The 20538-nt window shown below is 39.4% G+C and carries 19 protein-coding genes and 3 pseudogenes; 2 read left to right on the top strand and 20 right to left on the bottom strand.

From position 1 onward, the window contains the following. Positions 1 to 149 precede the first annotated feature (149 nt). The 13 genes and pseudogenes from leuS to HF992_RS08560 all read right to left on the bottom strand — a co-directional run bounded on the left by leuS (position 150) and on the right by HF992_RS08560 (position 13994). Positions 150 to 2651 (bottom strand): leucine--tRNA ligase, encoded by a 2502-nt coding sequence (gene leuS / locus HF992_RS08615; protein WP_168549627.1) that lies wholly within the window; start codon positions 2649 to 2651, stop codon positions 150 to 152. 338 nt (positions 2652 to 2989) lie between these two features. Continuing rightward, positions 2990 to 3660: pseudogene (locus HF992_RS08610) on the bottom strand (IS3 family transposase); the annotation flags it as partial. A gap of 11 nt (positions 3661 to 3671) precedes the next feature. Continuing rightward, positions 3672 to 3838: pseudogene (locus HF992_RS12060) on the bottom strand (IS982 family transposase); the annotation flags it as partial. A gap of 148 nt (positions 3839 to 3986) precedes the next feature. After that, positions 3987 to 4796, bottom strand: a complete 810-nt coding sequence (locus tag HF992_RS08605; protein ID WP_168549632.1) for a class C sortase — start codon at positions 4794 to 4796, stop codon at positions 3987 to 3989. 82 nt (positions 4797 to 4878) lie between these two features. Beyond that, positions 4879 to 6360, bottom strand: a complete 1482-nt coding sequence (locus HF992_RS08600) for a SpaH/EbpB family LPXTG-anchored major pilin (protein ID WP_168549626.1) — start codon at positions 6358 to 6360, stop codon at positions 4879 to 4881. A gap of 31 nt (positions 6361 to 6391) precedes the next feature. Beyond that, the gene (locus tag HF992_RS08595; protein WP_168549625.1) at positions 6392 to 10873 is read right to left on the bottom strand and encodes an InlB B-repeat-containing protein; all 4482 of its coding nucleotides are present in this window, start codon (positions 10871 to 10873) and stop codon (positions 6392 to 6394) included. 69 nt (positions 10874 to 10942) lie between these two features. Then, on the bottom strand, positions 10943 to 11530 hold the full coding sequence (gene lepB, locus HF992_RS08590) for a signal peptidase I (protein WP_246201276.1): 588 nt from the start codon (positions 11528 to 11530) through the stop codon (positions 10943 to 10945). A 12-nt stretch (positions 11531 to 11542) separates the two neighbouring features. Then, the gene (locus HF992_RS08585; RefSeq protein ID WP_210729450.1) at positions 11543 to 11788 is read right to left on the bottom strand and encodes a DNA repair protein; all 246 of its coding nucleotides are present in this window, start codon (positions 11786 to 11788) and stop codon (positions 11543 to 11545) included. A gap of 219 nt (positions 11789 to 12007) precedes the next feature. Then, complete coding sequence (locus HF992_RS08580) at positions 12008 to 12274, bottom strand: hypothetical protein (RefSeq protein ID WP_168549624.1); 267 nt, start codon at positions 12272 to 12274, stop codon at positions 12008 to 12010. 128 nt (positions 12275 to 12402) lie between these two features. Next, entirely contained in the window at positions 12403 to 12648 is a 246-nt protein-coding gene (locus tag HF992_RS08575; RefSeq protein WP_168549623.1) for a hypothetical protein, read from the bottom strand. Between the two features lie 29 nt (positions 12649 to 12677). Continuing rightward, positions 12678 to 13004: a hypothetical protein gene (locus tag HF992_RS08570; RefSeq protein WP_168549622.1), complete on the bottom strand. Its 327-nt coding sequence runs from the start codon at positions 13002 to 13004 to the stop codon at positions 12678 to 12680. A gap of 51 nt (positions 13005 to 13055) precedes the next feature. Next, complete coding sequence (locus tag HF992_RS08565; protein ID WP_168549621.1) at positions 13056 to 13343, bottom strand: hypothetical protein; 288 nt, start codon at positions 13341 to 13343, stop codon at positions 13056 to 13058. A gap of 90 nt (positions 13344 to 13433) precedes the next feature. Beyond that, a complete protein-coding gene (locus tag HF992_RS08560) occupies positions 13434 to 13994 on the bottom strand; it encodes a TlpA family protein disulfide reductase (protein ID WP_168549620.1) in 561 nt (186 codons plus the stop codon). Positions 13995 to 14239: 245 nt separating this feature from the next. On the opposite strand from HF992_RS08560, the pseudogene HF992_RS12405 reads away from it, so the two are divergent. Then, a pseudogene (locus HF992_RS12405) lies at positions 14240 to 14383 on the top strand (TetR/AcrR family transcriptional regulator); the annotation flags it as partial. 18 nt (positions 14384 to 14401) lie between these two features. Further along, the gene (locus HF992_RS08555) at positions 14402 to 14758 is read left to right on the top strand and encodes a TetR-like C-terminal domain-containing protein (protein ID WP_246201275.1); all 357 of its coding nucleotides are present in this window, start codon (positions 14402 to 14404) and stop codon (positions 14756 to 14758) included. A 274-nt stretch (positions 14759 to 15032) separates the two neighbouring features. On the opposite strand, the gene HF992_RS12295 is transcribed toward HF992_RS08555, so the two are convergent. The 7 genes from HF992_RS12295 to HF992_RS08520 form a co-directional block, all read right to left on the bottom strand. Then, positions 15033 to 15692: a CPBP family glutamic-type intramembrane protease gene (locus HF992_RS12295; protein ID WP_168549618.1), complete on the bottom strand. Its 660-nt coding sequence runs from the start codon at positions 15690 to 15692 to the stop codon at positions 15033 to 15035. Between the two features lie 409 nt (positions 15693 to 16101). After that, a complete protein-coding gene (locus HF992_RS08545) occupies positions 16102 to 17367 on the bottom strand; it encodes a tyrosine-type recombinase/integrase (protein WP_168549617.1) in 1266 nt (421 codons plus the stop codon). An 86-nt stretch (positions 17368 to 17453) separates the two neighbouring features. Continuing rightward, positions 17454 to 17705: a MerR family transcriptional regulator gene (locus HF992_RS08540; RefSeq protein WP_061408828.1), complete on the bottom strand. Its 252-nt coding sequence runs from the start codon at positions 17703 to 17705 to the stop codon at positions 17454 to 17456. Next, on the bottom strand, positions 17692 to 18306 hold the full coding sequence (locus HF992_RS08535) for a replication protein (RefSeq protein WP_168549616.1): 615 nt from the start codon (positions 18304 to 18306) through the stop codon (positions 17692 to 17694). The genes HF992_RS08540 and HF992_RS08535 overlap by 14 nt, the downstream gene beginning before the upstream one ends. Positions 18307 to 18459: 153 nt before the next feature. Beyond that, positions 18460 to 19059 (bottom strand): hypothetical protein, encoded by a 600-nt coding sequence (locus HF992_RS08530; protein WP_168549615.1) that lies wholly within the window; start codon positions 19057 to 19059, stop codon positions 18460 to 18462. Between the two features lie 3 nt (positions 19060 to 19062). After that, entirely contained in the window at positions 19063 to 20151 is a 1089-nt protein-coding gene (locus tag HF992_RS08525; RefSeq protein ID WP_168549614.1) for a cell division protein FtsK, read from the bottom strand. Continuing rightward, the gene (locus tag HF992_RS08520) at positions 20151 to 20465 is read right to left on the bottom strand and encodes a hypothetical protein (RefSeq protein ID WP_168549630.1); all 315 of its coding nucleotides are present in this window, start codon (positions 20463 to 20465) and stop codon (positions 20151 to 20153) included. Before HF992_RS08520 ends, HF992_RS08525 begins: the two co-directional genes overlap by 1 nt. Positions 20466 to 20538 lie beyond the last annotated feature (73 nt).

Raw genomic sequence — 20538 nt, 5'->3', positions numbered from 1 at the left:
TGGGTTTCGGAACTTTGAAAACTTCAAAACTCGCATTTTCATTGCGATAAACATAAAACAAGAGAAGACAAAGCTTGTCCTCTCTCGATGTTAGATTGGTCAACCCACTACAGTTGACAATGAGGCCCTTATAAAGTCGATTTCTCTCGTTATTTCGTCACAATGTTGACCAACTTATTCGGTACAACAATGACCTTGACCACCGTCTGTCCTGCAATTTCAGCTTGGACTTTGCTATCTGCCAGAGCAGTTTTCTCCAGCTCTTCTTGGCTGAGGTCCTTGGCAACCGTTAGGCGAGCTTTGACCTTGCCCTTGATTTGGACAACGATTTCGATTTCGTCTTCGACCAGTTTACTCTCATCATAAGTCGGCCAGGTCACATAAGAAATGCCATCTATTGCACCTGTCACGCTTGCCCAGAGTTCCTCACCCAAGTGCGGTGCAAATGGCGCTAGCAGCTGGATAAAGCCTTTGGCATAATCAAGATAGAGCTGATCTTCTTTGTTGGCAGCGTTGACGAAAATCATCATCTGGGCAATGGCTGTGTTGAACTTGAGCTCTTCAATATGCTCAGTGACGACTTTCACTGTCTCATGGTACACCTTGTCCAGCGCTCCGCTATTATCCGCAACCAATGGCTTGGTCGTGATCAAGCGGTAGACACGGTCGAGGAACTTGCGGCTGCCCTCCAGACCTTCCTCGCTCCAAGCGATAGACGCATCAAGCGGCCCCATGAACATCTCGTAAACCCGCAGAGTATCCGCTCCGTACTGGTTGACCACATCATCAGGGTTGACCACGTTCTTGAGGGATTTGGACATCTTGGCTGGCAATTGTATTAGCTCTTCACCCGTTTCCACATGGAAGAAGCTGCCGTCACGTTTTTCTACCTTGTCACTAGCCACCAGCGCCCCACGACCATCACGGTAACTAGTTCCCAAAATCATCCCTTGGTTAAAGAGTTTTTGGAATGGCTCCTTGGTCGGCACCACACCGATGTCGTAGAGGAACTTGTGCCAGAAGCGGGCATAGAGCAGGTGAAGCACGGCGTGCTCAGCCCCACCGATGTAAATATCAACTGGCAACCAGGCCTTGAGAAGGTCTTCGTCTGCCAATTTGTCACTGTTTTTCGGGTCAATGTAGCGCAGGTAATACCAGCTTGAGCCTGCCCATTGCGGCATGGTATTGGTCTCACGACGACCCTTGACCCCATCTTCACGGGTCACCGTTAGCCAGTCAGTCAGATTGGCCAACGGGCTCTCGCCTGTCCCAGACGGCTTGATGTCACTGGTTTTTGGCAAAATGAGCGGCAGCTCACTCTCAGGAATCGCCGTGCTGGTACCATCTTCCCAATGGATAATTGGAATCGGCTCACCCCAGTAACGCTGACGGCTGAAGAGCCAGTCACGGAGGCGATAGGTGATTTTCTCCTGACCAACGCCGTTTTCTTCTAACCAAGCTACCATCTTAGCAATAGCCTCCGCCTTATCCAACCCATTCAGGAAATCAGAGTTGATATGAACGCCGTCTTCTGTATAAGCTGCTTCTTGGACATTGCCGCCCTCAAGGACAGGAATAATCTCAAGGTCAAAGGCCTTGGCAAAGTCCCAGTCCCGCTCATCATGGGCAGGAACCGCCATGATAGCACCTGTCCCGTAGCTCGCTAAGACATAGTCCGCAATCCAGATAGGGATCTCACGCCCATTGACAGGGTTAATGGCATAGGCACCCGTCCAAACACCTGTCTTGTCCTTGTTGAGGTCTGTCCGAGCCAAATCCGACTTGAGACTAGCTTGATGCTTGTAGTCTGCAACAGCTTGGGCTTGGTCAGCAGTTGTAATCTCTTCGACCAAAGCGTGCTCTGGCGCAAGAACTGCATAAGTCGCTCCAAAAAGGGTATCAGGCCGTGTGGTAAAGACAGTAAACTCAAGGTCTGTGTCCTTGATCTTGAAGGTCACATTTGCACCTGTTGACTTGCCAATCCAGTTGCGCTGCATGTCTTTGATGGATTCTGGCCAGTCTAGCTCTTCCAAGTCATTGAGGAGACGTTCCGCATAGGCGGTGATTTTCAGCATCCACTGGCGCATCGGCTTGCGAACGACTGGATAACCACCTCGTTCAGACGTGCCGTCTGGCAGGACTTCTTCGTTGGCGATGGCGGTTCCCAATTCCTCTACCCAGTTTACTGGCACTTCGGCCTCATAGGCCAGCCCTTTTTCATAAAGCTTGGTAAAAATCCACTGGGTCCACTTATAGTAATCAGGGTCAGTCGTATTGATTTCCCGATCCCAGTCATAGGAAAAGCCCAGGGCGTTAATCTGACGTTTGAAATTCGCAATATTCTCTGCCGTAAAGTCAGCAGGGTCATTGCCCGTGTCCATGGCATACTGCTCAGCCGGCAGACCAAAGGCATCCCAGCCCATAGGGTGAAGGACATTGTAACCTTGCGCCCGCTTGTAACGGCTGAGAATATCTGTCGCCGTGTAGCCCTCAGGGTGTCCCACGTGGAGACCAGCCCCTGATGGGTAAGGAAACATGTCAAGAGCATAAAAGTTCGGCTTATCCTTGTCCGTACCCGTCTTAAAGGTATGGTTGTCTGCCCAGTAGCCCTGCCACTTGGGTTCGATGTCTTTGTGATTGTAAAAAGTCATAAAATTCTCCGTTTGCAACAAAATGTCCCTCTCATTATACCATGTTTTAAACAATTTTGGCAGGAATTTGAAACTTCAAGACTAGATAGGAAACAAGAGCTAATTTCCCAAAGTAAATTCCACTTTAGCTTTCGAAGTGGAACTTAGCCTAAAACGGATTTTTATGGTGGAATTAAGTCTGAGACGTTTGTGTTAGAAATGAGTCCTTACTATGGCAAAATATAAACACCTTACCCTCTCAGAACGCAATGACATCCAACTTGCTTAGAACGTGAAGAAACCTTCAAAGCCATTGAAAAGGCAATAGTTTTCTGTACAGAAATTATAAAGTGTTTTTCTTAAGCAATCACTCTCCTAGTCATTGGTGTTTGATAGTTGAGACTCCCATGAATGCGATGGTGGTTCCACCAGTGGACATAGTTCTTGGTTTTAAAGGTTAGTTCTTCTAGTGAATGAAAGGTTTCTCGATTAATAAACGCCAATTTAAAGGAACGATAGGTGCTCTCAGCTACTGCATTGTCATAAGGACAGCCAGCTTGACTGAGAGAGCGGGTGATTCCGAAGGACTTCAACATGTCATCAATCAGCTGATTATCAAATTCTTTGCCACGGTCAGAACGGAAAAGATTGACCTTGGTCAGCGCATAAGGGACACTCTGGATGGCTTGTTTGACGAGCTCTGCCGTCTTGTGCCAACCGACTGACAGACCAATGATTTCACGATTATAGAGGTCAATAATCAAAGTAAACATACGCCCAGCGTACTCCAACTCTAACATAGGTCAAGTCTGTCACAATGGCTTCCAGTGGTTTTTCTTGGTTAAATTATCTGCCTAAGCGATTTGGAATGGGGCATCAGTTTTCCATTTAGACTGCGGTTTGAAGCTAGCCTGTTGGTAACGGATACGAGATTTAAGCGTTTCATTATCCGACGAATACGACGATGCAATAGGATGATGCCATCTGTGGTCAGACATTGTTTGATCTTTCGAGCACCGTATCTATACTTAATTCGTGATGCTAGTTAATTTCAAAATAGTTTAAATTATGGGCAAGAACGATTTGTTCCATAACTGTTGTCCTGTTAGCCATCTAGCTAATGTATGTTCGATATCAAATAGACAATACCGGTCAGAAAAACATGTTTCAATAGTTCGTCTCATAGCCATCACTCTCCAATTGCTGTGCTACTTAACCATTTCCTCTTTTCTTTAATTCAGTGTAGAACACTGCATAAGATTGTTTAATTTAGTGTAACCGATTCACTTCTTCTCATTACTCTTCTTAACAATTCCCATACTCCCCACCTGTCCTATGAGAATCCCCTAATTCTCATCACTTTTCGGTTAATTTTTTAAAAATCTGGTAGCGTTTACGATGATTTCTAGATTCAATCATAAAAATCATAAGAAGAATCAAAACAATTGGAATACCAATGAATGGGGCGATATAAACCGGTTCAATTTGTATGGCATCAGGTGTCACTAAACCATCACCATCTTCATTAGAGACACGGTGACCACGCACCAAAAGACGGTGAGTATTAATACCATAAGGCGTACAAGTCACCAAGGTTTGATAATCCATACCTTCTTCAATTTGAATATTACTCAAATCTGTCGGTAAAACCGTTCTAATCTGATCAACTTCGTAAGTATAAGATTCATTAAGAATACTTACCGTCCAACGATCACCCACCTTCAATTTATCCAAATCAGTAAATAAACGTGACGATGGTAATCCTCTATGACCAGATAAAACTGAATGAGTTGATACACCTCCGACAGGGAGACTCGTCCCTTCAATATGACCGATTGAAGTTAGCAGCACATCCTCAGAAGTCCCATGATAAAGGGGGAGTGTAACATCAATCTTTGGGATAGAAATAAATCCCATATTCCCTGTCATATCAATAGCTAGCTCCTTATTATAGCCATCACGTTCTTCCGAAGTCATGTGCCAATTGATACCAGTCTCCTTAAATTTTTCATTATAGATTTTAGCGCTAGAAAGAATTTTCTCATACTGACTAGTATCAATAGCAGAGACACTCTTTTGATAATCCATAATAGCTTGTGATTGATGGAAAGCGTTCCAATAATTAGCGACTGAGGGATAGGCTATCAAACCTATCCCTACAATCATGATTGTTACAAGCAAAATGGATATCCGATTTTTTTTTACAAATGCTTTCAAGGCAACTCCTTATCCATCTGCTCGCCTAACATTAGTTTTCCGCGCGACGACGTGCCACAAGAGTAACACCAGCCACAATCACTAGCGTCGTACCAACAATGTAAAGAAGTTTTGTTCCAAAGCTACCAGTAGACGGAAGCTCAGCACCACTGTTATTTTTAATTTCAGGGGTAGCAATCAATGTATCATCTGTTCCTGTTGCACCCTCTTTGAATGCTAATGTAACTGAAATCGGATCCTTTAAAACATTATATCCTTTCGGAGCAACCGTCTCAATCAATTCATACTCACCTTCAGCTAGACCAGTGAACGTTGCCCCCCCGTCCTTACCAGTTACTTTGACAGTTGCTTGGCTTTGTTCAGATTCCCAAGACGTTTTTTGAGTGGATTCATCAAATTTATAATATAGTTGATTATCTTTCCTTCTCAGAACAAATTGAGCTCCTTCTAGCACTTTTGTTTTTTCTATACCATCAACTTTTTTAATTTTAATTTCACCATCATAGACATTCACTGATTGCCCAGGATCATTTGAATCAGGTACATCATTCGGATAGATACGAGCAATATTGGTATTTTGAGCACTAGAGCCCTCAGTAGCTCCAGATTTTAAGATACCTTTATAAGTAACTTCAATAACATTAACCCCTTTATCATAAAAGAAATCATCACCCTTACCAAGTTGTGCATCAGCAGTTTGTGCTTGTGAAGCTGCCCATGGAATAATCAACTTAAAATCATTACCATTTTCTTCTAATTTATAATTCCCTTTAGCAATAACATCAGATTTAGTCAGCGCATTATCATTAACTTTAACTTCAATAGAGCCTTTCACAAGTTCAATAACAGTAGCCTCTGGCATGTTATCTTCCATCACATATTGATAAACTTTATTTCCACCATTGAAATTAGTAGCATTTGTATAGGTAACAGTATAAGTGATTTCATCCCCTATATTATATGTTTTCTTATCAGTTTTTTTACCGGCTCCACTATTAGGATCTCCCCAAGTTGGCTTGGATTCTTTCTCATGAATAATAGCATTTGGTGTCGCAGAAGTTACCATGATAACCGAACCTTGATCAAGAGATGAATCAACAAGATAGTACCCATAGTCTACGCTCAAGGTTTCAGTTGAATCGGTGCCAGTTTCCGTTATTGTAGCAACAGCAGGCAATTGTTCTTTTAAAGTTTGAGCCCATTTTGTAATTTTTTCTGGTGTAACACCAGTTTTAGGCATAATGTAAGTTAAATCACCATTTGTTGTAGTGTCAAATAGCTCAGTAAAAGATTGAGTTTTTAATAGCGGATTATCTTTAGGAAGCGTGTAAGAAACAGCGTCTCCATCATTAGTCGCATCAAAAATTTTATAGGCTTTATATTCAGTGTTTTGTTGAGTATTCTTTATTTCAATACTACCAGGACCAGCTGCAAAAACCGGTGCTGTGGCTGGTGCTACAGTTCCAAGAATAAGCATTGCTGCTAGTATAGATTTAATAATTTTCTTTTTCATAAAATAAATAATTTCTTTCTAGTATTGCCTATCAATACATTAATTTGTGTTTTTTATATAAAAGTAATCCTGCCGGTAATGCTAATAGCATTCCTAGGATAAGATAAAGGTGTTTTCCGATACCGCCAGTCGATGGTAATTCAGCACCTTTTGAGTTTGTGATTTTGAATTCAAATTGCTGAGCAGTTGGTGTATTAATCACCGTTGGTGCCGCAGCGTTACCATTTTGAATAAAACTTGCGCCTGTCGCCGTAACTTCTAAAGACATATCTGCTTTTTCAAGATTGTACCCATCTGGCGCCTTAGTCTCTGTAATAAGATAGCTACCTACTGGCAAATTGAAGAATGGCTCCTGTGTATGTCCATTAACAACTATTCCTGCATCATTTGATGTCACTTTGGTGTAAAGTGGCGTTGAAGCCTTCTGCCCATTTTCAACCTTATAGATATTAAATTCAGCACCAGATAAGCTCGTATTGATATTTTCAACGCTAACTTTCTTTAAGACAACTTGTTGCATGTTCCGTGTATTGGTGAAAACGATATCAATATCACCATCAACAGTTAGTTGAGGTAGGTTAACAACACGATCAGTCCAAGATTGTGCACCAGAAGCTGGTTTCGAATGGGTTATATCTTCTGTCTTGGCAAACTCTACATAATCCTGCTCATCAATTGAAATAACTGTCCCAAACGGAACATTAGTAAATATTTTCTTTTCATTGTTGTTAGTAACAGAATCTTTTAAAGCAAAGTTTCCTTGCTGAAGATTTGGACTCGGGTCAAACTTGAACTCCTTTTGTCTATCAACCTCATTACCAATAACTTTTTTAGTTACAGTAACTGTATATTCTCTAGGTTTCCAAACAGCATAGAGAATATTTGAAGCATCTGGATTGTTATCCAGTCCGACATCTTGACCCAAACGATACTCAACATTGCCACGCTCTGCATCTGCTTTTTCCGTATGCCAGCCAATCAATTCATATCCATCCCTTGTAAAGAAATCAGCCCCCTGAGTCTTATGGACCGTATTCACCGGTAATTTATCATACGTTTTTTGGGTTATTTCTTTCCCACTCTCTAAACGTTCTCCACCATTTCCATCATAGGTGATATGAGTAGTTTCAACCTGTATGGATTCTATGGATTTATAGACCGGATAAACTGTCAAAGTCTTGTTAACATCTGCTTTTAGAGCATCAATAATGATGGTATCATGTGGATTATAAATTTTACCATCATACAGCCAACCACGGAAACGATAACCTTCTGGCGATGTTGGACGGCGTTCTAACTCTGCATGCGACTTATCATCATACTTATTAGAATCGTTTGGTAAATTCGTTGCTTTTACTTGTATTCCATCTTTTTGGATTGGATTAAGGTCTAGCCCATAAACCATATCGCTATAAACAATCCTATATTCTCCCGTACGACGCCATTCCGCTCTCAGCGTAAGGTCGCTCGTTACAGCACCACTAAAGTTATATGGTCGCTCCAAGTTTCCATCTTTCCCAACGACATACCAACCAATCAAATGATAGGCATCTTTATCTGCTCTATAGCGTTGATGTGGATTAACATTGGGCTCTGCTGGATTTATCGTATAGTGTGCACGCTGAGTTTCACGATCATTAGCAATATCGGGTATCGCTACTGTATCTTTACGATAATAGTGACTTCCGCTAAGATCCTCAATATAGTCCCGTGTCATGTTATTATACTTGGGAACAGAGTCTCCATAATACAGAGTAAAATGCGTATCTTGTGAGCCTAACAATTCTCCCCCATTAGGATCCAAAACGATATTATATTTAATTTTTCTAAATCCTGGATAGACAACCAAATCATGATCCGGCATTTTGTCATTCCAATCAAACTCTTGCGTTAACGTCCGGTCTTTATACCACTTACCATCCCACTCGTACCCCGGTTTAGGCGGAGTCGGTTTAATCGTAGTGGTATCTGGTTTAAACTTAGATAAATTTTCCTCATATAAGACTTCCTTTGACTCAAAATTATCTAGCGAAGCATTTGTTTCCGGATATCTAAAGTCTAATTTAAATTTCTTACGTTCATATCGCACATGTAAGTCATAATGGTTAGTAATATGGTAATTATAATAATAATAATATCCAGAGGCTGTTGAGGTATTATTTCCAGAACTGGTTAAACGCCATTGATTATCCACGTACTTGTCTGCTGTTATATCATAACGGATATAACTATGAACATTAAATCCATTGTACTTTTCTGAAAATGTAAACGTAGTAGAATTTGAACTAGACACACCAGTATCATCTGGACTCCATATTGGAGCATAACTTCCATCCACTCGTTGTTTATAAAAATGGATTGTTTTGGCTTTTGTCCCTGATTTAAACAATCGGATTTCTTGACTTATTGACGAACCTGCAATCCTCGGATAAGTTCCTTCTGGTAGAACAAACTCTCCTAAGTAAGTCATGCCTATGTCACTGCCAGTATACTCATAATAGCTCCAAGTATTAGTGCCACTATTCGGCCAAGTATAGTTGTTACTTTCCAACGAAGTCCCATATAAACCTGTTAGCACTTTCAAATTACGATCATTACTATTCCAGATTGGGCTATTATAGGCAATGTAACTTGCGCTATCATAAAACTTCATGGTAATTAACCGACGATTAAAGTACACATTCAATACTGAAGAGCCATCTGCCTTAACAGTTGTAGTGGTTTCTCCACGATCTGTTGTGTACTCAAATCCAGCTGGCACAAAACCTGTAATATGTGTTCCATTCTTATCAGCAGTAGTTACTGATACTGTAGAGCCAACAGTCGCAGAAGCTACTGAACGCTGCCCAGCGTAATCATATGTTTTTAGCTCTTTCGTCGCATTCTTACTATCCGTTGCCCGCTGCAACCAATAGACAACCGTATAACTCGCTTTATCAGGAATCCAATAAGCATATAGCTGTTTATCTGTCGTTAAAGGAGCATCAAAATTAAACGAATTTCCACTAGGCTTCTGCCCATTAATAGGTTTTGTATCATACCATCCCCCAAAAGTATATCCATACCGTTTAGGATCCTCTGGTTTATATTGAGTTACAGTTTCTCCTGAAACAACAAGTTTAGGAGGAATATAAGGAGCACCATTCGAAATACTGTCCGTTCCACTTAAAGTATCTGTATAAAACTCCAAACGCTTTGATTCTTTAAAAATCGGATAGACATTAGCATCTTGGTTTAGAGTTAACGTCGCATTTACACCTCCTTGTAGCAACGTCCCATGTGGTGTCAGCGACCACCCAACTAAAACTTGTGTCGATGTTGGTGGTTTGATTACTTGACTAAACTTACTCAAATCTTCAGTAACACTTCCGCCATTCAGTGCTAATTGTTCCTTTTCGAGAATAATCTTCCCATCTTCATCATCGTAGACAGTAAGGTAAACCATATTCCCCATACTTGGACGAACATAAATAGTTTTACTTTCGTTAACTATTATAGGTTCATCAAATTTAATAGCTTCCTCTAATGTTCTTTGATCCTCATTCCAAATAAACCAACCATTAAAGTGTTGACCATGGGCCGTAATCGGAATTCCAACCCCGTGTAATTCTTCACCATTTTTTATAATTTGTTCTGAAATTTCATCACCAGATTTATTGATAAACTTATACTCTGAACCATCAGCATTTTGAAATTTATAAGTATGTCTTGGGACTTCTTTTCCATTTTGTACAATTGCATAAATAGAGAAAGAGTCGGTTTTAAAAGCAATGTCACTATCTGTATTTTTAGTTTCCTTAGTTGCCTTTGATTTTAAAACTTCTGTCTGTCCATCATCTTTAAAATGGACAATTTTCAGGTCTTCATCCTTAGCATCTAACTTTTCGTCATAAGACACTTCAACTTTCACGGAAGCTTGTGGTTCAACTTCCTGCTCGTCAACAAGCAAGCGAATATCATATAACCTCAGCAACTGAATTTCTTCCTCATGGCGAGCAACCTTGAGTAGAACTTTTTCTTTATAGCCTTGGTACTCAGCTTCTTCTTCCTTAATCTCTTCAGCAACCAACTGAACCGTGCCAGGTATTTTTGCCTCTTTCGGAATAGTCACTTTGACTGTGTAATCACTACCCCGATAAGTCAAAGCACCATCAAAGTGAGTTGCTTCCTTCCCTTTCTCACTGGTAGTTTCGATTTCCGTTGTTGCGTCTGTAGTAGCTTTTGTTTGCTCTGACGTTTCTACGGTTTCTTCCGAATGCATCAAAGTGGTTATAGAATCAGCAACATTCAACTCCTCTGTCTTTTCTAGAAAATTTTGTTCGGTTGTCGCAACTTCCAACCGTATCGCAGCCTCGTCAGCTTGTTTATCTGTAACTGTAATTGCTGGTAAAATCAAAAAATACGTGGTTAGAAAAGTTGCCAAAACCAAGATAGTCCAAGTCATACTCTTCCATTTCATTCGATTTTCAAATTTGCCAACATAATTCGTTACATATCTATAAATCTTGTCCACCTTACCTCCAATCCATCATAATAATCTCATACAATTCGTTGTAAAAACAACTTTTTCTCGTTACACCTTTTATTTGATGACTCCAAACCTATCTAACGGCCAAATTCTAAAGGAGATTTTTCCAACAATTTGTTCTTCAGAAATGCCACCAATGGCTGTATTACGGGAATCTATAGATGCCGAACGATTATCACCTAGCACAAAAATTTCTTGTTCTGGCACTTGATAAGGATACGTGATGTCACTTTTTCCCAGCGCTTTATCCAGAACATAAGGTTCATCTAATTTTTTCTGATTGACATAGACATCACCCTCAGAGTCAACGTTTACCCAATCCCCAGACTGCGCAATCACACGCTTTACCAAAACTTTGTTATTGTAATAAAACGCGATAACATCTCCAGTTTCAAAGCTAGATCCCTTTACAGTAAGCACAAGATCATCTTCTTGCAATGTTTTATTCATAGATTGTCCATAAATTCTAAGCACCGGTAACCACAATACCGCTATTAAAATAGCTACAGCTACAACCGCTAACAACGTATATAACGTTTGTTTAATAATCGTCCAAAAACGTCCTCTATACCTTAGACGCTCTAACTCTTGTGCTAGCTCTTTAGAACTTAGCTCAGAATTGTTCATATACTTTTTGATCATCCTCTTATAATTTCAATTCTCTCTCTTAATATTTTGTAGATACTGATCAGCCGCTGCCTGAGCTGCCTCAAAAACTTTATTAAGCGCTAAAGAAGCTTCCGCAATCGAACCAGATTTTTCCAATAAAATAGTTTTATCTTCTAAACGTTCTATCAATTGCTTTATTTCCTCTTCTTGTTGCTCAATCCTTTCCTGCTGTTCTAGCATAATGGTAATTAATTGTTCTCTTTTTAATTTTTTTAGTTGTTTAATCTCCATGCACACCCTAACTTATCATTCTTAATAACTAATACTCTTTACTAAAAAATTCCCATCTCGAAAATGTATATTTATCTAGAAATTGTTCATCTATTAAATAATTAAAACTTTCAGAAAATATACACTATTTTATAGCTCTAAGAAACAGTCCAAACAATCACATTTTATCATTTTAATTTATCAAAAGCACCTAGTTTGCTCATGAATTTTTGACAGAATTCAGATAATCTCAAGTTCTGGAAGCACTTTATCCACGAGTTTGGAGGAGTTCACTGGACCTGGCCATGGTGAGGTAATCTTATAAGTAAACTCTTCTGCTGGTATGGCTAGATCATGGTGATCCTTGCCATTAACGGCTTTCTTAATTTCTGTTTGAACAGGTGGTTTGACGTAGACAGCATTTGAAAGACGGATCGCACTGTTAGTGTCCTTGTCTTTATCACCCGCATGTTCAGCAGCATTCGGAGTGGCACCACCGTTCCACATGATAGAGGCTTGGTTATAAAGACCGTAACCTGAGCTATCTTGGAGGAATTTCGTGTGGTCAGCTGTTCCTTATTTTTGGAATCCAAACTTAAGCTTAACTTCAACTACCAAACGTTCAGTCTTGAAGACTATGCCACATAAGGGCCTTTTTCTTCTTTTGGATTCTTCCCAGCTACTTTTTGAATGGCCGCATGTAGAACCGTCCACTTATTCCTATTAGCATCATCTTGGGTGGTTTGTTCCACCCTATAGGTTAATCCTATACCAGAAGTATCTTCAACTTTAGCAGAAACAACCATCTTATCATTGATGCGGACAGCATCAACCACATATCCTTCTGTTGCTTCAAACTGATCTTCAACATCCTCACACACCCTTGTGGGTGATGCAACTTTGAGAACCTTCAGGAACTAGCGATATAGTAGCGCGTTTCATCAGCATATCCCCAAGCATTAAGCACTTGTCGAATGCAGTAATGCCGTCCATTAGTAAACTCAATTAGATTGGCAATCCCATCTGTAAACAATAGGAAGACAGGGTTTCGTTTTTCATCATGACCCATGTCTTCCCTATTCAGACGCTGGTCGCCCCCCTTCAAACTAGCTTGGTCTGAAATCAGTCCAGTCTTGTTGTGTACATATCCGCCATCATCTGACAGGGTCACTCCACCAGTCAAGTTCTCTATACTAAATTGACAATCTCTATCAATTCCTTGATAATTCACAATCATAATACAGTCCGTCATATCTAGATTGCCCATAAAAACAAGTTTTTGTTTTTCTTATTTATAGTCCTTTTCTGCAACCGGAGTCGTCAAGGTAGTAAATGATCGTTTAATGAGACCAATCGCCTCTTTAAAGGAACCGGACATGTCTTCCAAGATAATCAGGTCAATCGGTTGCCGTGGCAACTCCCACTTGACTTCCTCAATTTTCTCAACGATCCATTTACATTCTTCACAGGTAATGATCAGTAATGCAATAACGGAGTAGGGAGAAACTAAAACCAATGATAAAGCCAGACCAACGGTCACAAGCATGTCGAAGAGTTTCGAAAGCTTTCGCTTCATAACATTCTCCTAAAAAATTAATTTATTTTCCCCAATCACTTTCCATAGCATGCATATGTGCAAATAGCTATCGTTGTAGTTGCGTATATATTATAGAATTGCTTTAATCTGTTCTTTGAGTTGATCAGCTGTCAACCGACGGCTGAAAATCACTCTGATCCCTTGCTCTTTGTCTACAAAGTAAGTCGAAGGGATATACCTTACCTTGAAAGCGTTACCTGCCACTTCTCCCTCATCAAAATAATGAGGAAAAGTAAGCCCCTGCTCCTTGGTTTCGCGTTTACCATCGGTCAAGTTGATCATGACAAATTGAACCTTGTCCTGATACTCCTCATAGACCTTTTGGATTTCTGGCAGATGCTCACGACAATCTGGACACCAACTGGCCCAATCAACAATCACCATAGGCTTGTCATAAAAGTCCTTAATCGCAACAGCATTGCCATCAAGGTCTTGCATGCTAAAATCTGGCAGTTGCTGATTCAACGGCTCCGTTGTTTTGGAATCTTGGCTTGATGTTGCCGTCTGTGCAGTCCCTTCCTGTTTTGAAGACTGAGATTGCCACTGATTATACAAGAATCCAAAGCCTGAGATACCCATGATAAATACACAAATTGCGGAGATTACCCACCATTTGTGCGACTTCTCCATAAGCAATCTCCATTTCATATCAATAATAATGTCCTTCAATAACTCTACGAGATACCGAAAACACCGTCAAAAACCTTTAACTGAAAGAGTGATCCACTTAAAGGCACAATAACTTCACAAGGAAGTTTAACATTTTTACAACAAGTCCGGTGGACAACTAATCACTTTTTGTTCACTTTTTTGAAAATTTTATGATATTCTTATATAATAGTATTAAATAATTTTATACGTTTGAGGTTTTACTTTTGTTATCTCTGATTGAGCAACGAATTGTTAGGGCCCTGAGTCATCTTTTGGTGACTCATTCGTTTCAATCCCTAACAATTATTGATATTTGTAAGGAGGCCAGCATTAGTCGAACCTCTTTCTATAAACTATTTACCTCTAAAGAGGATATCTTTCCGACTTTGACTGAGATCATCTTTTCCAAACTCTCTATGATCCTAGTTGAAGATTTGACTTTCCAAGACGAAGTTCTTAACAAAGCCTTTGAAGACATCAAGAGCAACTACCAAATATGGCAGTTGCTGATTGATCACGGAGATCTCACATCCCTCTTTAAAACATTCATCTGGGATACCGTAACGTTCTCAGACATTGATCTAACGACACAACTAGCCCGCCATTACAACGTCTCCGAAAAGTTCTCCAGTGACATTTACATCTCTACGATACACTCTGTCCTGCTGACATGGATTAAAAGTGGTTGTCAAGAGTCTCCTGAGGAGATCACTCAAATTTTAAAAGATTCTATTCCCTTTTAGACCCTGTCAGGTGACAAGTCCACTTCTTAGCCATTTCAAAAAACACTTGAAGAATGCTTTGTTCTTCAAGTGTTTTTTAGTGATTCTTAATTTTAAACTTTTTATCGCCATTTTGGTTTAAAAGAATACTCCAAAGAAGCCTAAGTCTCCCGCAAGGTCTTATTCCTTTGACCATATGCTTTTTAGGAAACCTAGTCCTCCACACGAGATGATCCGTTTTCTAAAACCGATTCTCTGCGCAATAGCTCTATTTCAGAGGATACTAACAGCGATACTAGGTCAAAAACAAACTTATCAAAAGAGCTACACCATTCCAGAGCATGTGTCCAGCAATCGCCATCTCAAGTCTCCCAGTCTTATAGCGCAACCAAGCAAAGACTAAGCCCATACCGCCATAAATAATCCAAGCCCCCAGGTGGCCCGGAACATGTAGCCAAGCAAAGAAAAGACTCCCAATCACTAGCCCTAGCCTTGGGTATCGTGGGAACAGTAAGTGCGGCACCGCTGCTCGGCAAAGGATTTCCTCGATGATTGGCGCAGATACTCCAGCCAGCAAAAAGGTCAAAAAGACAGGGATTTGTGCAAACAATCCATCTAGGGTTTCTTGGTTGGCCATCTCTGTCACGCCTTGAAGACTCATGACCACTGTCCCAAGAAAGGAAGCTCCATAAACCAAAGGATAAGACACTAGCAAAAGTTTCAGGTGCTGACCCCTTACCCAACCGAGAGAAAGACTAAGCCACCCCTTGGTGTAGGCGTATACCACTGCTCCCCAGCAAACAGCTAGAATAAGACTCGCAATCAACAGCGTTTGTAGCAAGGTAAAGCCACTCCCTAGCCTTATCTGTAACAGCACAAGTAGTCCTCCTACTTGCGATAATACAAACAAACCAAAACAGATTCCAATACCTTTCAACTTTTCAATAATAGACACTTTTTTCTCCCTTTTCAAGCATTTCCCTTATTATAGCATAAAATTTTCTCTTTATCTGTTTTGCTCGATACATCATAATAGTACTAGAATACCCAATAAGGGCTACTTTCTGGATATATGAAAGGAACACCTCATACGAAGTGTTCCTTTCATAATCTCCATGTTCTACTTACATTTTATGATCTAAAAAGTGTAGAGAAAAATGTAGAGATTTGATTGATTTGTACTGCAATGTACTGAAATTCAAAAAATCAGAAATTGTATCAAATCAAGGTTTTCACCGTCTACTGACGTGTAGTGAATCCCTATTTCACCTCAGTAAGGGTTAAATCAGTGACCTATAAACCTTGTTATATCAAGGTTTATAGAGTTTTGAAGTAAAAAGGTAGTGATAAAGGTAGTGATGAAGTCAATCTGCCAGTTCTTCCATCTTGTTTAGGAAGATACCTACTGCTTCAAACTTCTTTTTAGGTGCTAATTCAGCGTAGGTGTCCATGGTGGTTGTGATAGATTTGTGTCCCATTCTATGTTGTAACTCTTTCCAGTTCATACCAGCATTTAACATCATAGAAGCGTGTGTATGTCGGAAGAGATGGAATCCATAGTCTGGTAATCCAAGGGCTGATAATCGTTTTTTAAGAGTTGCTCGCTCGTTTCTATCACACATATAGTTGCCATAGATGGTTGGGAAAATGAGTTTAGATTTTGGTAGACCATGTTTTTCAAAATAGGTAGTCATTTCCTTATGAAATTCTCTAAGTTCCTCTATTATCGAAGCAGGAACAGCAACTCTACGATTTCCAGAATCAGTTTTAGGAGATTTTTTACAAACCATTTCCCCTTTTATACCGAGTTTCTTATTTGCACTCTTCCACATCAGGGTCTTATATACAAGAATTTCATTAGATTGAAAATCTAGGTCAGATATTTCTAATGCTAGCAACTCATTGATTCGTAACGCAGACGCTAACAGCGTGTTACAAATAACTTTAAAGCGTCTATTTGCTCTTGTATTGGGCAAGGTTTCAAGGTAAGATAGCCAGTGCTTCAGGTCATCATCATGAAGTACCATGATACGTTCTTTGCTCGCCTTAGGCTTTGGAGGGATTTTGATTGATTTAGCTGGGTTGGTAGTTAGCCCACAGTTTGTAATGCCAAAATCAAAAATATCGCTGACTTTGTGAGCCATGGCCCCAAAATCTTTTGCACTGCCTTTAGGAGCACGTTTTATACCAGAATCAACAGCCTTCTTTGCTTTTCTCGCTAGTTTGTTTACCCAAAGTTGAATATCAGCAGGTTCAATCTGTTCAGGCTTATACTCTCCAAATTGAGGAATGATATAGGTATCAAGATAACCTCTAACTCGGTTAATGGTATTTTGTGAGGATACCCATGTTTTGAAGTTGCGAAACCATACCTCAGCTAGACTTTCAAAATTATCAATTTGGATAGTTTCTTTTATAGTAGAGCCAGCTTTTTCAAACTCAATTTTAGCTTCAACAATTTTTCTATCCAAAGATTTCAATGTTTTAGCAGTAATGGTTTTTGTGATTCGCTTTCCAGTTTTTACATCAGTTCCAATGTAAACACCTTTGATTGAATAGCTGACATCACCATTTTGTTTGGTGATTTTTGTTATCTTTTTATTATTGTGTTGAATGATTTCTTTACTCATAGAGCCTCTTTCTTCGGACAATCAAAAGGCTATAATAGAACCCTCACATTCTTTGTTTGATAACTCTATTCTAGCACAGTTAGCAGTTAAATAGTTAAAAAATCAATGACGTCTTCCATTTTATAATAGACAGTACGTGTTCCTTCAATTGGAGGTTCAAGGCGTTTCAAACCTTTATTTTCCCATGTTTTCAAGGTGTTAGGAGAAATCTGTAAAATTTTTAGAAGTTCTTTTTGCGTTACAATTCCATAAGAGCCAGTATTTTGTAGTTCTTTCTGAATAATTGTAATAAGTGTATTTAGCAACTCTTCAATTTGGTTTAATTTAATTATATCCATCAGATGATTCTCCTTGTTCTTCAATAACTTTTTCTATCCGTTTGGGATTGTGCCTACGTGAATCCAGATAACGGGCGAAAAAGTAAGTACGCTCAATGATTAATCCTAGTAAAGCGGTGTTGTTATCTCGTGCATACCAGACTAACTCTTCAAATTCCGTAAAGTCATTTTGCTCAATCGTATCAATGACTTCTGTCATGAAGTCATCAGAGTTTTGTTGTACTAAGAATTGGTCAAGATTGAATCCACAACCACTTTCAATGTCATTAGTATCATAAGGAGTTTTATCAGGGTTTTCTGCATGGGTAAAGTAGTCATACATTCCTTTTGGGGAAAGTACAGGCTCAACATGGGCAGGACCGTTTAATTTATCCTTGATAAGTTCCGAGACTTGAGAATAACTTTTAAGAGAATCGAAATAGAATGCCCCATGTTTGTGAGGTTTTTTAAACTCTCCTGTTTCCTTATTTATATCTTTATCATGCCATGGTGAAAGTACAAAAGGGACATGAATTTCTTCCAGTACATCTAAATAGTTATTTGGTGCACTTTCTTTATAGAATAGGAAAGCCCACTTATTGGAACGTTGTTCTTTTGCCATAGGCAAGCACCTCTTTGGATGTATATTTTAGTTAATTTTGTGATTATTGATTATTGATTTTATGGGGGGTCGTAGTAACCCCCATAAAATCCTAGAGTGTAGAACGGTGCTGTCTGGCTTTCACTTCGTGAGCCACAGCACCGTTCCTTTTAGCTATTTTCGTTTAGTACCGACAAAATACAACCATTTGCCGTTTCGCTCAGGTCTTGAAAAGTAATAGTCGGGGTTACGGTTGGCGATTTCTTCACTAATAAGCATTTCCATATCTTTTAGAATTCTTGTGGCTTGTTGAGTTTTAGGAATCCGAATCAAGAGCGTAACTTTATTCTCTCGAATGTCTACAATTGCTTTTCGAACTGCTCGGTTAAAATATTTATTAATGGGGTTGTAGCGTGTTACTTTTGCTTGCTCTATAGTTGTTACAGTTTCAGAGTGTTCACTTTGTTTTAAAAAGATACGCATAGTAAATGTCTGATAAACGGATTTCCATAGGTTTGATAGACTATCTTCTTTTAATCGTAAGAACACTTCATAATAAACCAGTGCTAGAAAAAGGAAGAGTGAGATAATAGCAATAAGCAAGTTAGTAGTATAGAGCGTACTTACAAATTGATAAAGGAAGGCTAGATAGGCGATTCTTTGTAAGGAATTCATACCGATATTGAGCAAGAATGAACAAATGATACTGAGAAATCCAGTAAAAAATAGGACAATACACGGATTAAAGATTTTTTGATAATACGATTTTTTCATTGGTTACAGAATACCTTTCTTTGTGTAATATGTAGGACAAAGTAGGGGTAAAACCTGATACGGGTGTTCATTGTCAACAATTTGGATAAGCCCTGTCCCCTTTCCAATTGGAATAACAATACCCTCTGGGTTAAGGTCTGGGAACAAAAACTGCGTAGTTTTCTGATTGATGTTTCCAATCTGAATGAGTACGTTAAGTTGCTCCCGTACGGATACAGGTATAGTATTGTGGTCAAAGCGTTGGCTCACAAGGAGTAAATGAACCTTTGTTGCCCGTCCTAGTAATGCAATTTGAGAGAGTAAGGAGAAGAAGGAATCCTTGATGTTTTTATTGACACCTTCTGATAAGGCAAGTACTTCATCGATAACAATAGTTAGATGTTTAAACTCATGACGTGGATTTTCAAAGAGAATCCCTTGACGTTTATGAATAATAGCCAAGCATTGACTTAAACTTTCGTTAATTTCTGACACAAAATCAGACTTCGAACGGTTTTCTTGAGGGTGAATAACAGCAATTTGATGTTGCCTTGCCCAACGTGAAGGAGTATCGAATTTGGGATCAGCGATAATCAGGTCAGAGATGTTTTGTAATACACTTAATAAATATGTAAGAGCATAGGACTTCCCAGAACCGGAATTACCAGCAATAGCAAGCGAAGTTACTTTATCATAGTTAATAACGAGATTTTTCATGATGGGAATACTATTACCTTTTAGAGATGTGGAAAATTGTTCAAGGTCGGAAATAACCAAACGTTCAGAAATGCCTTTTTTCCACGGAAAGAATAGCCCTCGTTGAACATGAATATCATCTGTTTTTAATGCGATAAAGTAAGCGGAATTTTGCTTTAACAGTGTGTACTGTGGGTAGAGTGACGCATTGGCGATTAGGAAAATCTTTTGATACAAGTCGTCATCAATAATAAAGCCAGATGGAAGACGTGGAATGAAGATAAAACCATCTTCTTGAACAGAAATATTAAAAGAATTGGTATATGATGTTTCACCCTGTAAAACAGAGCCTAAAGCCATATTTAGGCTCTGTAAAAGGTATTGTTCCAATTCTCTTTTTGCAAGAGATTTAACCATTATTTCACCTCTTTCAATCCATCGGCTTTAAAGTAAACATTGTAGTTGATTTCACAGGCTTGTAAGTTATCAAAATTAACAAGAGAAAGATATTCAGGAAGGTCAGTTTTTTCAAGGAATTTCACCTGAAATGGTGGAAGACCTTTTTGACCAAACCATGTTTTATAAGCGATGATTTCACCTGTTGGTTTACCGTCCTCAAAGCGTTGTTGTGGTTCAAGTTCATCGCTAAGTAAATAGATGGGGGCTTGTAAATCAATATATTGTTCTGCTGTTTGATTTGAGTAACCGCCTTTGCGATATTGTGTTTTCATTTTCATAGTTAAATACCTCTTGTATTTTAATTTGTGTTTTAATAGTACAGTTGACATGCTCGGTTTGAGGTCG

Source organism: Streptococcus ovuberis, assembly GCF_012396585.1.
Lineage (GTDB): Bacteria > Bacillota > Bacilli > Lactobacillales > Streptococcaceae > Streptococcus > Streptococcus ovuberis.
This window is presented reverse-complemented; position numbering and strand designations above follow the sequence as displayed.

What these genes read in the sequence shown, in the direction of transcription:
- leuS (WP_168549627.1), bottom strand. Translation starts at nt 2,651, where the DNA reads ATGACTTTTTACAATCACAAAGACATCGAACCCAAGTGGCAGGGCTAC.
- HF992_RS08605 (WP_168549632.1), bottom strand. Translation starts at nt 4,796, where the DNA reads ATGATTGTAGGGATAGGTTTGATAGCCTATCCCTCAGTCGCTAATTAT.
- HF992_RS08600 (WP_168549626.1), bottom strand. Translation starts at nt 6,360, where the DNA reads ATGAAAAAGAAAATTATTAAATCTATACTAGCAGCAATGCTTATTCTT.
- lepB (WP_246201276.1), bottom strand. Translation starts at nt 11,530, where the DNA reads ATGATCAAAAAGTATATGAACAATTCTGAGCTAAGTTCTAAAGAGCTA.
- HF992_RS08585 (WP_210729450.1), bottom strand. Translation starts at nt 11,788, where the DNA reads ATGGAGATTAAACAACTAAAAAAATTAAAAAGAGAACAATTAATTACC.
- HF992_RS08580 (WP_168549624.1), bottom strand. Translation starts at nt 12,274, where the DNA reads ATGTGGAACGGTGGTGCCACTCCGAATGCTGCTGAACATGCGGGTGAT.
- HF992_RS08570 (WP_168549622.1), bottom strand. Translation starts at nt 13,004, where the DNA reads ATGATTGTGAATTATCAAGGAATTGATAGAGATTGTCAATTTAGTATA.
- HF992_RS08565 (WP_168549621.1), bottom strand. Translation starts at nt 13,343, where the DNA reads ATGAAGCGAAAGCTTTCGAAACTCTTCGACATGCTTGTGACCGTTGGT.
- HF992_RS08560 (WP_168549620.1), bottom strand. Translation starts at nt 13,994, where the DNA reads ATGGAGAAGTCGCACAAATGGTGGGTAATCTCCGCAATTTGTGTATTT.
- HF992_RS08545 (WP_168549617.1), bottom strand. Translation starts at nt 17,367, where the DNA reads ATGAGTAAAGAAATCATTCAACACAATAATAAAAAGATAACAAAAATC.
- HF992_RS08540 (WP_061408828.1), bottom strand. Translation starts at nt 17,705, where the DNA reads ATGGATATAATTAAATTAAACCAAATTGAAGAGTTGCTAAATACACTT.
- HF992_RS08535 (WP_168549616.1), bottom strand. Translation starts at nt 18,306, where the DNA reads ATGGCAAAAGAACAACGTTCCAATAAGTGGGCTTTCCTATTCTATAAA.
- HF992_RS08530 (WP_168549615.1), bottom strand. Translation starts at nt 19,059, where the DNA reads ATGAAAAAATCGTATTATCAAAAAATCTTTAATCCGTGTATTGTCCTA.
- HF992_RS08525 (WP_168549614.1), bottom strand. Translation starts at nt 20,151, where the DNA reads ATGGTTAAATCTCTTGCAAAAAGAGAATTGGAACAATACCTTTTACAG.
- HF992_RS08520 (WP_168549630.1), bottom strand. Translation starts at nt 20,465, where the DNA reads ATGAAAACACAATATCGCAAAGGCGGTTACTCAAATCAAACAGCAGAA.